The following is a 15,110-nucleotide window of genomic DNA, read 5'->3' on the forward strand; positions in this document are numbered from 1 at the left end:
GCGCGGCACCGGGCCATGCGAGCAGGCCGGACTGCTCGTCCCAGCGGGCGCCGGGCAGCGCCCCGACGACGGCCGCGGCGCGCGGGGCGTCCATGCGGGTGAACAGGGCCACCCGGCCGTCGTCGCGCTCGCGCAGCGCCGTGGCGATGGCGACCAGCTGGTCGACCGACTTGCCGGGGCCGTAGACGGCCTCGGGGATGCCCCGGCGGTCGGCGCGGGCGGCGTCGAGATCGGCGACGCCGTCGAGCCGTCCGGGGGTGACGTGCTCAGTCATAGTGCTCCACGGTCACCAGCGGCAGGGTGAACGCACCCGACTGAATGCCCGCCAGGTCGAGCATCACGAAACGGAAACCCGCGGCCCGCACGCCGTCGATGATGCGCCCGCGCAGTCCGGCGTCCGCCAGGCGCCCCAGCTCGTCGGCGGGCACCTCGATGCGTGCGACCGGGCCGTGGTGGCGCACGCGCACATCGCCGAAGCCCTCGGCCAGCACGACGTCCTCGGCCGCATCGATCTGGTGCAGCTTCTCGGCGGTCACCCGCTGGCCGTGGGGGATACGGCTTGCCAGGCAGGGCGCGGCGGGCTTGTCGGCCACCGGGACGCCCCAGGCCCGGGTCAGCGCGCGCACCTGCGCCTTGGTGAGGCCGACCTCGGCCAGCGGGCGCAGCACCCGGTGGTTCGTGGCGGCCCTGGCGCCAGGACGGTCCGGGCGCAGCCCGTCGTCGGCGTTCTCGCCGTAGGCGACGGCCGCCAGCCGGTGCTCGCCGGCGATCTGCTCGTCGATGACGGTGAACAGCTCGTTCTTGCAGAAGAAGCAGCGGTCGGCGCCGTTGCCCGCGTAGCCGGCGACCTCGCCCTCGTGAGTGACGATCTCGACCAGGGACACGCCGATGGACTCGGCGGTGGCATGGGCCGTCCTGCGCTCGCGCGCGGCCAGCGAGTCCGAGACGGCCAGCAGAGCCACGACCCGCCGGAGACCGAGGGCGCGCACCGCGGCCGCGCTCAGCAGCGCCGAGTCGACGCCGCCCGAGTAGGCGACGCCGAGCCTGCCCGTCGGCAGCGCCCGCCGCAGGTGCTCGATCAGCCGGTCCCCCGCCTCGTCGGCGCCGTCCCGGGGCGCGGCCCGCACATCGCTCACATGCGCTCCGGAGCGGTCATGCCGAGCAGACCGAGGCCGGCCGCCAGCACCTGGCGGGTGGCGGCGCACAGCCCCAGGCGGGAGGTGGCGACCCCGCCCTCGCTCCTCAGCACGGGGCAGCTCTCGTAGAAGGCCGAGTACCTGGTGGCCAGCTCGAACAGGTAGGTGCACAGCCTGTGCGGGGCCAGTTCGGCGGCGACCTCGTCGACGGTCTCGCCGAAGCGGGTCAGCCACAGGGCCAGCTCCTGCTCGGCGGGCTCGTCGATGACGCCGACCGGGCCGACCGGGCGGCCCTCGGCCCCGGCCCGGCGCAGGATCTGGCAGACGCGGGCGTGGGCGTACTGCAGGTACGGGCCGGTGTCGCCGGTGGTGGCCGTCATGCGCTCGGGGTCGAAGACGTAGTCCTTCTGCAGCGAGTTCGACAGGTCGGCGTACTTGATGGCGGCCAGGGCGATCTCGGGGGCCGCGTGCTCCTCGGCCTCGTCCAGCAGGTCGTCGAGGTGCACGGCCGTGCCCTCGCGGGTGGAGAACTTCTTGCCGTCGGGCCCGAGCACCATGCCGTAGCCGACGTGGCGGGCCTCGACCCGCTCGGGCAGGTAGCCGGCCCTGCGGGCCAGCGCGAGGATCAGGTTGAAGTGGTAGGTCTGCTCGGAGCCGACGACGTAGATGAGGCGGTCGGCGCGCAGCTCGTCCACCCGGTAGCGCACGGCGGCCACGTCGGTGACGTCGTAGCCGTAGCCGCCCCGCGAGTTGCGCAGGATGGCGGGGGCCTCGAAGCCGTCGACGAAGACGACCAGCGCCCCCTGGTCGTGCACGGCGATGCCACGGCCCTCGAGGTCCTCGCAGATCTGCGGGAGCATGTCGTTGTAGATCGACTCGCCGGCGTAGTCGGCGTCGGTGAGGCGCACGTTCATGCGCGCGTAGGTGCGATTGAAGCCGTTCTTCGACAGCCCGACGAGCTCGCCCCACATCTGGCGGGTGGGCCCGTCGCCCGCCTGGAGGGCGACGACCCGGTCGCGCGAGCGGGCGGCGAAGGCCTCGTCGGTCCTGATGTGGTCGTTGGCGCGCCTGTAGAGCTCCTCGGCCCCGGCCAGGTCGAGGCCGTCGAGGTCGAGGCCCTCGTCGAGCGCCTGCTCGATGAGCATGCCGAACTGACGGCCCCAGTCGCCGATGTGGTTCTGCGGGACGACCGTGTGGCCCTTGGCCGTCAGGACGCGGTTGAAGCAGTCGCCGATGATCGTCGAGCGCAGGTGGCCGACGTGCATCTGCTTGGCGGCGTTCGGCGCCGAGTAGTCGACGACGACGCGCTGGGGCCTCTCGGCCTGGACGACGCCCGCGTGCTCGTCGGCGAGCTGGTCGTTGACCGCTCCGGCCAGCGCGTCGGAGCGCAGGCGGAAGTTGATGAAGCCGGGGCCGGCCAGCTCGGGGGGCTCGCACAGGTCGGCGACATCGAGCCCGGCGATGATGCCCGCCGCGACCTCGCGCGGCGGGCGCCCCTCGGTCCTGGCCAGGCGCAGGGCGACATTCGACTGGAAGTGCCCGAACTGGGGCCTGGTGGCGGGACGCAGCTCGGGATCGACGCCGGCGACGGCCTCGACGCGGGCGGCCAGCTGGGACGACAGGGACGACATGGGTCTCATTCTCTCACGGGCGCCGGGACCAGCCGCTCCTTGCAACCGTCTTGCCGCGGGCCGGGCGCGGGGCCGTCAGGGGCGAGGACCGCGGAGGGCCGTCCGAGAACGGCAGCCCCAGCACCGGCCCCGCACATCGCAGGCCCTCGCACCGCAGCGCCGATCTCGGACCGGCGCCGGCGTCCAGGCCCCGCCGGGGCCGGGCGTCGAGGGGACCGGGGCCTAGCGCCCGTGCCGGGCCAGGGCCTCGGTGACGGACGTCTCCCTGGACCCCATGATGGTGGCCTGGCGGCTCCTGACCAGGTCGGCGACGAGTTTGATGTTCGAGCCGAACTCGCGGACGACGCCCCAGCGCCAGGTGCTCGTCTCGTGAGGCTGCTCGTTGCCGACTCCGATGGCGTCCAGGCCGAGCATCCGGCAGGTCGCGACCGCGCGGGCGATGTGGTAGCTCTGGCCGATCACGGTCACCGAGGTGACGCCGAAGATGTTGCGCGCCCGGTAACAGGAGTCGTAGGTGTCGAGCCCGGCGTAGTCGGCGACGACGTCCTCGCTCGGGATGCCGTGCTCGACGAGGTAGGCGACCATCGCGTCCGGCTCGGAGTAGGAGGTCGTGCGGTTGTCGCCGCTGACCAGGACGACGTTCACCGAGCCGGCCTCGTACAGCGCGACGGCCTCGTCCAGACGCCCCGACAGGTAGGGCGAGGGCGTCCCGTCGGACGACAGGCCCGCCCCCAGCACGAGGGCGACGTCCCGGTAGGGCGCGTCGGCCGCGTCGTAGAGGCGGTCGCGCGAGACGATGCGCACCCAGGCGAAGCCGCCCGCGGCGGCGACAACGGCCAGCACGATGACGGTGCCGATGAGCCGGCGCAGGAACTTGAACATCGCGGGACTCCTCCCATTGATCGGGGCTGCCCGTGCAGGGCCTCTCCGAGGCTACCCGCGGCCCGCGCCCCGAACGGCATCCGGTCGTCGCGGCCGAGCCCCGCTCGTCCCCGGCAGGAGCCCACCGAACCGCCCGGGGCCGGACCGGACGCTCAGCGCGGCCGCAGCTCGGGGTGCAGGAACCACTCGCGCAGCGTACCGGTGCGCTCGGCGATCTGCTCAGTGGTGCACCGGGCCAGGGGCGGGCCGCCGCAGTGACGGCGCAGCGCGGCGTGCACGTGCGAGTGCGGGACCCCGACGGTGCGGGCGTACTGGGAGACGAGCGAGTTCAGCTCCTTGCGGGAGGCCTCGAGCGCCTTGTGCAGGCTCACCTGCGGCGGCACCTTCGCCTTGCGGTCGGCCTTCTCATGACGGCGCATCTGGCGGCGCTGGCGCTCGCGCAGCAGCGTGCTCACCTGATCGGGCTCGAGCAGGCCCGGCAGGCCGAGGTAGTCGGCCTCGTCCTGGCTGGTGACGCCGGCGGGCGGCCCGTAGGCCTGCGAGTCGAACAGCACGTGGTCGAAGTCGGCGTGCGCCTCGAGCGCCTCGAAACCGCCCAGCGGCTCGCCGCCGGCCCGCTCGGCGCGGTTGGCCTCGGCGATGAGCGCCTCGGAGGGCGACCACAGGTCCTCCTCCTCGCCCCTGGACCTGCCGATGACGTGGTCGCGCTCGCGCTCCAGCAGGGCGGCGTGCGACAGGATGATCGGCACGGTCGGCAGGAAGACGGTGGCCAGCTCGCCCTTGCGACGGGTGCGGACGAACCGTCCGACCGCCTGGGCGAAGAACAGCGGAGTCGAGGTGCTCGTCGCGTAGACGCCCACGGCCAGGCGCGGCACGTCGACGCCCTCGGAGACCATCCGCACGGCGACCATCCAGCGCTCGTCGGACCCGGCGAACCCGGAGATGCGGTCGCCCGAGCTCGCATCGTCCGAGACGACCAGCGCCGGCAGTTCACCGGTGATCCGGTGGAGGATCCCCTGGTAGGCGCGGGCCAGTTCCTGGTCGGCGGCGATGACCAGGCCGCCGGCGTCGGGCATGTGCGTGCGCACCTGGCTCAGGCGGGTGTCGGCGGCGCGCAGCACCGAGCTCATCCACTCGCCCCTCGGGTCGAGCGCGGTGCGCCAGGCCGAGGCGGTGACGTCCTTCGTCAGCGGCGCCGCCAGGTCGGCCTCGACCTCGTCGCCCATCCTGGTGCGCCAGCGCATCCGGCCGCCGTAGGCCATGAAGACGACCGGGCGGACGACCTGATCGCGCAGCGCCTGCGCGTAGCCGTAGGTGTAATCGGCGTGCGAGCGCAGCGAGCCGTCGTCGAAGCGGTCGTAGCGGACGAACGGTATCGGCGTCTCGTCGCTGCGGAAGGGCGTACCGGTCAGGGCCAGGCGCCTGGTGGCGGGCTCGAAGGCCTCGGCGATCGCGTCGCCCCAACTCAGCGAGTCGCCGGCGTGGTGGATCTCGTCGAAGACGACGAGCGTCCTGGAGTTCTCGGTGCGGGCCCGGTAGTGGAAGGCGCGGGCCGCGACGCCGGCGTAGGTGACGGCCACGCCGTCGTACTGGCGGCTGCGGCCCCTGCGCCCGGCCCCGCCCAGGCCGGGGTCGAGCTGGATACCGACCTTGGAGGCGGCCTGGGCCCACTGGGTCTTGAGGTGCTCGGTGGGGCACACGACGATGATGCGCTGCACGGTGCGGGCAGTGAGCAGCTCGACGGCCACGCGCAGGGCGAACGTCGTCTTGCCGGCGCCGGGAGTTGCCACGGCGAGGAAATCCCGCGGGGCCGATTCGCTGTAGAGACCGAGGGCGGCGCGCTGCCAGGCGCGCAGCCGCTCCGAGGTGCCCCACGGCGCGCGGCCGGGATAGGCCGGTGACAGATGCCCGAAGGCCGAGGCACCCATCCGGCCCCACCCCGATTCTTCCGTCTCACCTGGTCAGCAGCGAACTGAAGCGTCGCGCACGTCACCCGGCAACCGCCTCGGGCCTCCGCGAACGCAGGATCCCTCATGCTAGTCGCCCCGGGCCGCGTGCAGAAGGATCGGAGGCACCGGGGCGCCGACCGGACCCGTTCCGGGGGCGAGCCCCTCCCCTACGGCCCCCTGAAGCGGATGCGGCCGACTTGGCAGAGGGAGGCCTCATGGAGAAAAATTGCTCCGTTCGACTCCGGGTGGACACCTGTGGGACCGGGACGAGCGGGCGAGATGTGAGACACGAGGACACCGCCTCACGGATCGCCCACAATCGACTCGGGGCCGGGTGGTCGCGGCGTGCTGGACTGGGCCCGCGCGAGCACCGGCCCCGCGGGTCAGCGCGCAGCGGTGGCGCAGAAAGGCGAGCATGAGCGAGAACAACGGCCACGACATCCCCTGGTCGGGTGCTCGGCACGGCGGGGCGGGCGAGCCCGGGCAGCCGGCGGACCATCAGGACGCCGGGGCCGGCACCGGGGCGCCCGGCTCCCGGGGCACCGACGAGACCGTCGCCTTCGGCCCGGACGAGCAGCAGACCGTCGCCTTCAGCCCCTCCGACGAGCGGACGATCGCCTTCGACGCGGGCGACGGATCGCCCGCCGAGAGGACCCTCTCCGACGTGACCGGCCAGGGGGCCGCCGCCCCGAACCAGTGGCCCCGGCCCGACCAGTCGTCGATGTGGACCGGCCAGGCGCAGAACACGACGCCCGGCGCCCAGCAGAACCCCTGGGGCCCGCCGGCCGGTCCCTACGCCCAGCAGGGCCCCTACCAGGGGGGCTGGACCGCCGGCGCGAACGGCTACGCGGCCGGCCAGCAGGACCCCCACCAGGGCCCGAACGGCTACCAGCAGCCCGGTCAGGGCCAGTCGCCCTACGGCCGGGGCGGCCCCGGGCAGCCCTGGCCCGGCCCGGACGCCCAGAACTTCACCGGCCGCTCCGACTGGGACGCCAACGGCCAGTTCTCCGCGTACCAGCAGCCGGATCCACGGGTCCAGGGCTTCTACGACCAGTTCGGCCGGTGGGTGCCCTACCAGCAGCCGCAGAGACCCCGGTCGAGGTCGAAGAGCGCCGCCGGGATCGCGGCGGCCGTCGTCATCGGTCTCGGCGCCCTGTCGCTGGGCGTCCTCGAGGCCCGGAACTCGCTGAACCCGACGCCGAACAACCCGTCCTCCCGTCCGAGCATCACCTTCCCGGCGCCCAGCGGCAATACGTCGAGCGCCCCCACCGGCGACCAGACCAATGCGACCGACGCCCAGTCCAAGGGCGTCGTTCTCATCGAGAGCCAGCTCACCGATGCCACCTCGGCCGGCACCGGCATGGTGCTCAGCTCCGACGGCTATGTGCTGACCAACTACCACGTCGTCCAGTCGAGCACCGCGATCTACGTGCAGGTCGCCGCTGCCGGCCAGACCTATGAGGCGACGATGGTCGGCCACGACGCCACCAACGACGTCGCGCTGCTCAGGCTCAACGGCGCCAGCGGCCTCGACACCGTGGCCGTCGACTCCGACGCGGTCTCGGTCGGCGACAGGGTCACCGCCGTCGGCAATTCGAACGGCCAGGGCTATCTGTCGGCCGCGGACGGCTCGATCACCGACACCTCCACGACCGTCACTGTCGAGTCCGAGCTCGCCGAGAACGGTGAGGAGACCCTGACCAACGTCTACGAGACCTCCTCGCAAGCCGTCCCCGGCGACTCGGGGGGCCCGCTGTACGACGCGGAGGGCGAGGTCACCGGCATGACCACGGCCGGCGAGCAGGACAACGGCTACGGCGCCTCGGCCACGACACTGCGCAGCTGGGCCATCCCGATCGCGCACGCCATGGAGATCGTCGACCAGATCGAGGCCGGCAACGAGTCGGGCACCGTCGCCATCGGCCCGAAGGCTTATCTGGGCGTCAACGTCCAGTCGAACGCCAGCGGCACCCTGACGATCTCCTCGGTCGTCGGTGACGGCCCGGCCGCGCAGGCCGGCCTCGAAACGGGCGATCAGATCGTCTCGGTCAACGGCACCGCGGTCGCCTCCCAGAACGACCTGTCGACGCTGATGTCGGGCCTGGAGCCCGGCGACACCGCCACCGTCGTGGTGACCACGGCGTCCGGCACGACCAGGAGCGTCCGGGTGACCCTGGGCGAGAGCCCCGTCAACTGACCCCCGCCCGTCGCCGTCCCGTCCCGAGCGGGGCGGCGGCCCCCGCAGCCGCTGCCCCGCCGGGCGACCGGCCGTTTCACCGGTGTCACATTCGCGGTCATTCTGCAGCCCGGAGCTGTCGGTGCGGTGCGAAACGGGCGAGAATGGGTCCATGACCGCACAGGACCGTTCACGCATCAACGCAGCCATCAACCTCCGCCTGTCGCTGCTGGGCCTGCCGCTGCCGGAGAACGCAGACGGAAGCGCCGAGACCGCCATGGTCGCGCCCCTCCTCGCCCGCCAGCGCGAGTTGAGCCGCCGCCTCAAGCAGCAGCTGAGCGCCCCCGACAGGCGTATCCAGGTCTTCCTCGACGACTACCTGTCCGACACCGGAGTGCAGCCGCAGCTGCCGCGCACCACCCTCGTCCTCGACGAGCCCGGTCTGGCTCGCGGCCTGTCGCTGCCCGTGGACGGCGATGAGTTCCACTCCCCCGTCATCGAGTCCTACCGGCTCGTCAACGGCATCCTGCACAATCCGAAGAACGACCGGCGCACCACCGCCGGCGTCTTCCACATCGCCACCGGCGGCCTGCCGATCCCCCAGGACAAGATCGAGGTCGACAAGATCGTCTTCGCCCGCATCCTCGATGCGGCCCTGCAGGCCCCCGACGACGAGCTGACGCTGCCGTACACCGCGAACATGGCCGCCCCGGCCCGCTGCTGGGTCTCGCTCCTCATGCGCCCGGTCGTCGTCCCGTCGGTGCCCGGTCGCACCCGCCGCCGCAGCTACGAGGTGCGCTTCATCGTCCCGGGCGGCCTGGTCGCCAATCTCGACTTCGTCGAGGGCATCTTCGGCAACGGCGGCGACCCGTACCTGCCCGAGAACGACGCCTCGCTCGATCCCGTCTCGTGGACCGGCACGACCGGCTGCGTCATCCTGGCCCCGCACCTGGTCGGCAGCCTCACGAAGAAGGCCTTGGGCCTGCCGGCCTGGGAGGACGCCACCGAGCGCCAGCGCCGCGACGGCCAGTGCTGGAGGGACGAGGGGGAGCTCTACAACGACGGCAAGTCCTTCAAGGTCTGCGCCCGCGACGAGCGCGGCGTCATCGTCACCGTACTGGCCGACAACTACTTCGGCTACTGCAAGAAGGAGGTCAAGACCCAGATCTCGTACTCGGCGAACCTGTTCGGCTGCGCCGAGGAGGAGCACTCCGGCGGCGCCATCACCTACCCGGCGTGGAACCTGGGCGTCGAGTTCACCGACCGCACCCCCGACGGGTGGACGCTCGGCGACGCCCTGGCCCGCAATCCCGACCGCTTCGAGGTGCAGCCCGAGGGGCACGCCATCGACAGGAAGTGGCCCAGCATCGTCCTGCTGCCCGAGCACGCGCACTTCTCGATGCGCGACCAGAGGATCACCTGGACCAGGGGCGGCGCCGAGCAGTCCATCAAGCTGCTCGCCGACAAGCAGTACCTGAGCCCCGACGGCTACCGCGTGCACGCCAAGCACCGCGAGATGGACGCCACCCAGTGGCACCTGATCGGCATCTCGCAGGACCCCACGCAGTGCCACAAGCCGGCCACCGTCTCCGGCGGCGGCAAGTCGGAGATCTCCAAGTCGATCGCCGACGCCTTCCAGTTCGGCAACGCCTACGCCTCCGACTTCGAGGCCGACCTGAACGCAGTCGACGAGCTGCTGGCCGGCGACTACTCCGACCGTTTCGTCGACCCCTCCAAGAACGGCATCGACCACCGGCCCGTCCTCAGCGACGAGCGCAGCCTCGGCTCGGTCATCAAGCTGCTGACGCCCTCGCGCGCCTACACCGACGAGTACAACGCCTTCCTGCACGGCATCCGCCAGGACGTCAAGGAGCTGGCGTTCATCGTCAAGCGCTACTACCGCCCCGAGTGGGGCGCCGACTGGCGTTCGCATTTCACCGTGGGCATCATGAACGGCCGCCACGGCAACATGGTGCGGCTGGACGATGAGAAGGTCATCGTCAACATGCTGCGCGTCGGTTTCGAGCCGGACGGCTCGTGGCGCCTGTTCAGCCTGCGTCCCGACTTCAGCCCGGCGGTCAAGGTGCAGTCCGAGGACGACATCACGGCCAGCACCGTCACGACGCCGTGGGAGGATCCCGACGGGACCCCGCGCAAGTACGTCGAGAACTGCGAGAGGCTGCTCTTCCAGCGCCCCGACGACGCCATCCACCGCGGCTACGACAAGCAGGCCGAGTCCGACTTGTCCAGTGACGACGACACCTTCATCTCCAACTTCGAGCCGCTCACCAGGGCGCAGGCCCGCGAGATGCTCACCGACGTCCAGGCGTTCAGCGAGTTCACCGAACCCGTCCAGGACCTCATAGCCCGCGCCGCCGGCGGGGCCGACGACGAGTCGCCGGCCTTCTGGACCTGCTCGGACGAGCCGCGCCACCTGGCCGACGGCACCCGCTCGAGGAATCCGCGGTACCTGCAGAAGCGCCTGGTCGACGCGAACCCGGAGATGACGGCGGTGGCCGACGTGGCCAGCAAGCTCTTCCGCAAACTGCCGATGGACGAGCCGGCCCCGCTGCCGGTCGACCTGGTGGCGGCGGGCCGGCGCAACAACCCGCCCGAGGGCAGGATCCCGGCCCTGTGCGCCTACAACCCGCTGCACTACATGGAGCTGCCCGAGCTGTTCATGGAGTTCATCAGCTCGATGACCGGCAAGTCGCCGTCCACGACGGGCGCCGGCTCCGAGGGCGCGCTGACGAAGGGCCCGTTCAACGCGCTGGCACCGATCGTCGACCTCAATGCGGCACTGCTCAGCTATGTGCTGACCGGCTACGACGGCTGGCTGAGCTCGGCCGGCTGCATCGGCCCGAACGTGCGCGTCGACCACGACATCTCGATGCTGGTGCCCGAGCTGTTCAGTCACATGAAGCCGGCCGAGCGCGACGCCCGGACCCTCATCGAGCAGGGCTTCCTCGACAAGCTCGAGGACTTCGAGTTCAACGGGCGCACGGTGCGCGCCTCGCGCCTGGGCTACCGCATGAACGACCGTCTCGCGACCACCTACTTCGGGCGCATCTTCCTGCACCCGGACGTGGTGTTCACCGATGAGATGCTGCGCCCCGAGCTGCAGGACGAGCAGATCTACGCCGACTCGATCGACGTGATCGTCGCCACCCATCAGCGCGTCGCCCAGCTGTACATCGACGACGGCACGATCTCCCAGGCCGTCCCGCCGCTGAAGGGCCTGCTCGAGATCATGGCCAACGGCCGGACCGCCGAGGGCTGGACCCTCGACTCGCCGCAGTTCCGCGAGCTGTTCGCCCGGGAGTCGGTGCTGGCCTCCGACTGGTACGCCGCTCGCCTGGACGCCAAGCAGGCCGAGGAGCTGCGCCTGGCGAACGAGGGCATCGCGCGTCTGCGCGAGTACACCGACCGCCCGGACGCCGTCACCACCGCCGAGCGCATCGGCCTGCCGCAGCGCTTGGCCGCCCTCGAGGACGACACGAGGCGCATCGCCTCGGACGAGTACCGGGCCTCGCTCGTGGGCACGGTCGGCCGTCAGGTGGACTTCGGCTGATCACCGGTCGGCACAAGTACCGGGGGTCGCGCGTTGCGCGGCCCCCGGTCGCCTCCGGCGGTCCTGTCCCCGAGACTCAGGCGCCCCCGGCGGCCGTCATGAGCGGGGCCAGGCCCGCGGCGCGGGCGGGCGCCCGCTCGTCCCCGCAGACGGCCAGCCAGTTGGCGAGCATCAGGTGGCCGCCCTCGCTCAGCACCGACTCGGGGTGGAACTGGACGGCCTCGACCGGCAGGGCGCGGTGCCGCATCGCCATGATGATGCCGTCGTCGGTCGTCGAGGAGACCTCGAGCTCGTCGGGCACGGTGGCCGGGTCAACGGCGAGCGAGTGGTAGCGGGTGACGGTCAGCGGGTTCGGCAGGCCCGCGAAGCAGCCCCTGCCGTCGTGGCCGATCCGGCTCGTCTTGCCGTGCCGCAGCTGCGGGGCGCGCGTGACGACGGCGCCGAAGGCGACGGCCATGGCCTGCAGGCCGAGGCAGACCCCGAAGACCGGCAGTTCGTGGCCGATCGCGCGGATGACGTCGACGCAGACGCCGGCGTCCTCGGGAGCGCCGGGGCCGGGCGAGACGAGCAGCCCGTCGAAGCCCCCCTGCCAGCCGTCCCGCCCGAACCGCGGGGCGTCGTTGCGCCAGACCTCGACCTCGGCGCCGAGCTGGGCGAGGTACTGGACGACGTTGTAGACGAACGAGTCGTAGTTGTCGATGACGAGGATCCGGGACATGTGCCGAAGTCTAGGCCGGATGCGGGCCCGGCCCCGCGCCGACAAGCACAGGGCCGTCCACCTATCCGGCCGCAGGGGGCAGCGCGCCCCGCCGGAGCAGGTGCCGCTTGAAGAGAGCTCCTTCTCGACCGCCTCGCCCAGCGTCCGGCCCTCGCCCGCCACGATGTCCTCGTCCTCACTTCAGCAGGTCTGGGCCTGGCGGGTCCGGCGGCAGGCGCCTGCGCATGCCCCGATGACTCCACGCTCACCGAGACCACTCGTGACCTTGAGCGCCCGCCCCCAGGCCGGTCCCGTCGCCCGTACTGCTGATGGGTGACGGGGCCGGAACACTCCGACCGTCTCCACCAGGTCCTCGCTGTACGGCCTGACGCGTGTGAGCCCGGGCCAACCGTGAGCGCCGAGCCGCCGCAAAGGAGCCTCGAGCGGTGGTCGATGAACCGGGCATAACCCCGAAGGTTTCGTACTACACTTGTGGAGTACGAAATAATCGACGGGAGCGGTCGTGCGAGTACGAGTGCATCCGAGAGCCACCGATCGGCATCCCGAGGTCACTGTCTCGGACGTGGTCGAGGCTTTCGAGGGCACCCTGCGCTCCCGGGCGCGTGACACCCTCCTGTGCAGTGGGTCGGGGTCGGGCCCGATGCCAGCGGGCGGCTGCTGGAGTACATCGCAGTGGAGGACGAGCCCGATGGCTGGCTGGTCCTCCATGCCATGCCCGCGACGAAGAAGGTTCTCATCGAGGTTGGCTTGAGGAGGTAGGCAGATGGGCGAGTACAGCGACGTGACCGGGACTCGGTTCACCGACGAGGACATCGAGCGGTGGGCCGCTGAAGCAGAGTCCGAGGAGGGCTACACCGGCAAGCACCTGGGCCCCTCGGTTCCCGGACGTCCCGTCAGTGTGGGTGCACGGGCTCGCCCGTTCACTCTTCGCCTCGATGCCGCGCGCCGGGCGAAGCTGGACGAGGTGGCGCGGGAACGCCGCGTCACGCCCTCACAGCTGATGCGCGACCTCATCGACTCGCTCTGACGACCCTGCTCGACCTGTTCAAGCAGTCTCTCGTCAAGGAATGACGTGTCAGGTGGTTGATCCTGCGTTCCTCGTGAGAAGACGCACAGGAAACGCAGGGTCAGACGTCGAGTGGGGCTCGGCCGGCTGGTGTTCCTGCGGTCTGGGAGGATGCACAAGAACCGCAGGGTGAGTGCGAAACGCAGGGTGAGCAGGGGCGCGTACCCGGCCTATGGGGACAGCCTGCGGTTTCCGTGAGAAGACGCACGAGAACCGCAGGATCAGGGTGCCGGGGTGATTCGCTCTCCCAGCCGGCGGATTCGCGGTGCAGCAGGAAGAACACGATGACGGGCGTCAGGATGTCATGCGCCGTCACGTCCAGATCGACCTGCTGCGTGATCTCCCCGGCGGCACGTCGTTGCTCAAGCAGAGCCGCCAGCGGGTCGGTCGGCCCGCTCCGGTCCTTCGCCTTCACCGTCTGTGACGTTTGACGCCCGAGGCAGCACCGGGAACCCTGCCCGGAAGCGTCACCTCGGTGAAGGCGCGCGACCAGCCATCCGCTGGCGAACCGGTTTGGGGAAGCCCCGGCCCGCGACCCCGCGCTCATGACGCCTGCACGCCCTGCCGGCCGGCGGTCCGGCCTTGGTTTGGGATCCGTCCACTAGGCTTGGCGTGTTGCGCCTCCATCGCGGCGCAGCAAGCCGTCGTCCCCGAGGAGCAGCGCACCGTGCCCGAATCCAAGGCCCGCAAGAAGGCCGCCGACAAGAAGAAGACGAAGAACAGGTCCGAGGCGAAGGCCGCCTCGAACAGGAGGCTCCAGTCCGTCCGCATCGCCGACCGCGCCTGGGTGCCCTATGTCTTCGTCCCCGTCGGCCTGCTCGGCGTGATCTGGCTCGTCGTCTTCTACATCGCCGGCGCGACGCTCCCGTTCATGGCGGTGCTCGGCAACTGGAACTTCCTCATCGGCCTGGGCCTCATCGCCGCCAGCTTCTTCATCGCGACCTTCTGGAAGTAGCGCACCCGCCCCCCTGCACACACGCCCGCACCGGGGCACTCCCCGCCGGCCCGGCTGGCATTCCCCGGCCCGGGCGTCCCTGAATGCACGGGTGACGCGCCGCCCGTGCACAATCCGCGGGCGGCGCACCGCAGCCGCATTCGGATCCGCCGATCGGCGGATCCGGTCGACCGGCCGGGCCGGACCAGCACCGACGGGACCGGGTCAGTACATCATCGCCAGCCCGGGATCGGTGATGAGTGCGGCCAGGTCGGCCAGGAAGCGCGCGGCCTCCACGCCGTCGATGAGCCGGTGGTCGAAGGACAGGGACATCGCCGCGGTCCAGCGCGGCTCGATGAGCTCCTCGCCGTTGCGCTCGACCACCCACGGGCGGCGCCGGATGGAGCCGATCGCCAGGATCGCGCTCTCCCGGCCGCTGATGATCGGGGTCCCGGCGTCCAGGCCGAGGCCGCCCAGGTTGGTGATCGAGAAGGTGCCGCCGCTGTAGTCGGTGGGCTGCAACCGGTCGGACTTGGCCAGCTCCACCAGGCGCCCCAGCTCGCCGGCCATGTCCTTCAGGTCGCGGTCCTGGGCGTCGCGGATCACCGGGACCAGCAGGCCGCGCGGGGTGTCGGCGGCGAAGCCGATGTTGACGGACTCGTGCACGGTGATCCGGTCCTGCTCGCTCGGCCAGCTGGCGTTGATCATCGGATTCGTGCGCATGGCCAGGCAGACCGCCTTGCACCAGATGAGCAGCGGCGTCACGTGCAGCCCGGCGAAGTCGCGCCGGGCGCGCAGATGGTCGACCAGCTCGACGGTGGCACCGGCGTCGCACTCGACGAACGCCGTCGTGTGCACCTTGCCGTCCTTCGAGGCGGTGACGTTGCGGGCAGTGGCCCGGCGCACCGCGTCGACGTCGTGCAGCACGTCGCGGCGGGGGCGGGCGCCGATGCGGCGGCTCACCTCGTGCCCGCGGCGGCGCCTGCTCGGACCCGGGACGGCCTCGACCGAGGCGCCGTGGCCGACGAGGGTCGGCGGCGCCTCCGG

Annotated in this window: 11 protein-coding genes and 1 pseudogene; 5 read left to right on the top strand and 7 right to left on the bottom strand. The window is 71.6% G+C overall.

Features of this window, described 5'->3' with window-relative positions; all coding sequences use genetic code 11:
• The 5 genes and pseudogenes from R2N01_RS08945 to R2N01_RS08965 all read right to left on the bottom strand — a co-directional run.
• Positions 1–274, bottom strand: a pseudogene (locus tag R2N01_RS08945) (1-(5-phosphoribosyl)-5-amino-4-imidazole-carboxylate carboxylase); the annotation flags it as partial.
• Positions 267–1,136 (bottom strand): ATP-dependent sacrificial sulfur transferase LarE, encoded by an 870-nt coding sequence (larE, locus tag R2N01_RS08950; protein WP_316670417.1) that lies wholly within the window; start codon positions 1,134–1,136, stop codon positions 267–269. The gene larE and the pseudogene R2N01_RS08945, both read right to left, overlap by 8 nt.
• Positions 1,133–2,767 (bottom strand): arginine--tRNA ligase, encoded by a 1,635-nt coding sequence (gene argS / locus R2N01_RS08955; RefSeq protein WP_316670418.1) that lies wholly within the window; start codon positions 2,765–2,767, stop codon positions 1,133–1,135. Before argS ends, larE begins: the two co-directional genes overlap by 4 nt.
• A gap of 222 nt (positions 2,768–2,989) precedes the next feature.
• A complete protein-coding gene (locus tag R2N01_RS08960) occupies positions 2,990–3,649 on the bottom strand; it encodes an ElyC/SanA/YdcF family protein (protein ID WP_316670419.1) in 660 nt (219 codons plus the stop codon).
• A gap of 152 nt (positions 3,650–3,801) precedes the next feature.
• Positions 3,802–5,577 carry a DEAD/DEAH box helicase gene (locus tag R2N01_RS08965; protein WP_316670421.1) on the bottom strand — a complete coding sequence of 592 codons (1,776 nt, stop codon included), beginning with the start codon at positions 5,575–5,577 and terminating at the stop codon, positions 3,802–3,804.
• 436 nt (positions 5,578–6,013) lie between these two features.
• Here R2N01_RS08965 and R2N01_RS08970 point away from each other — a divergent pair, with 436 nt between their 5' ends.
• Positions 6,014–7,795, top strand: coding sequence for a trypsin-like peptidase domain-containing protein (locus tag R2N01_RS08970; RefSeq protein WP_316670423.1), 1,782 nt, complete (start codon positions 6,014–6,016; stop codon positions 7,793–7,795).
• A 151-nt stretch (positions 7,796–7,946) separates the two neighbouring features.
• Positions 7,947–11,345 carry a hypothetical protein gene (locus R2N01_RS08975; protein WP_316670424.1) on the top strand — a complete coding sequence of 1,133 codons (3,399 nt, stop codon included), beginning with the start codon at positions 7,947–7,949 and terminating at the stop codon, positions 11,343–11,345.
• Between the two features lie 76 nt (positions 11,346–11,421).
• Here the strand turns inward: R2N01_RS08975 and R2N01_RS08980 are convergent, their stop codons facing one another.
• Positions 11,422–12,063: an aminodeoxychorismate/anthranilate synthase component II gene (locus tag R2N01_RS08980; protein WP_316670425.1), complete on the bottom strand. Its 642-nt coding sequence runs from the start codon at positions 12,061–12,063 to the stop codon at positions 11,422–11,424.
• A gap of 763 nt (positions 12,064–12,826) precedes the next feature.
• On the opposite strand from R2N01_RS08980, the gene R2N01_RS08985 reads away from it, so the two are divergent.
• The 3 genes from R2N01_RS08985 (at position 12,827) to R2N01_RS08995 (ending at position 14,084) form a co-directional block, all read left to right on the top strand.
• The gene (locus R2N01_RS08985; protein ID WP_316670426.1) at positions 12,827–13,090 is read left to right on the top strand and encodes a CopG family transcriptional regulator; all 264 of its coding nucleotides are present in this window, start codon (positions 12,827–12,829) and stop codon (positions 13,088–13,090) included.
• A gap of 304 nt (positions 13,091–13,394) precedes the next feature.
• A complete protein-coding gene (locus tag R2N01_RS08990) occupies positions 13,395–13,553 on the top strand; it encodes a hypothetical protein (protein WP_316670427.1) in 159 nt (52 codons plus the stop codon).
• Positions 13,554–13,796: 243 nt separating this feature from the next.
• Positions 13,797–14,084: a cell division protein CrgA gene (locus R2N01_RS08995; RefSeq protein WP_316670428.1), complete on the top strand. Its 288-nt coding sequence runs from the start codon at positions 13,797–13,799 to the stop codon at positions 14,082–14,084.
• 204 nt (positions 14,085–14,288) lie between these two features.
• On the opposite strand, the gene R2N01_RS09000 is transcribed toward R2N01_RS08995, so the two are convergent.
• Positions 14,289–15,110 (bottom strand): dihydrolipoamide acetyltransferase family protein (locus tag R2N01_RS09000; RefSeq protein ID WP_316670429.1); only part of this gene is annotated, 822 nt, incomplete at its 5' end.

It is taken from the genome of uncultured Propionibacterium sp., assembly GCF_963539965.1.
Classification (GTDB): domain Bacteria; phylum Actinomycetota; class Actinomycetes; order Propionibacteriales; family Propionibacteriaceae; genus Propionibacterium.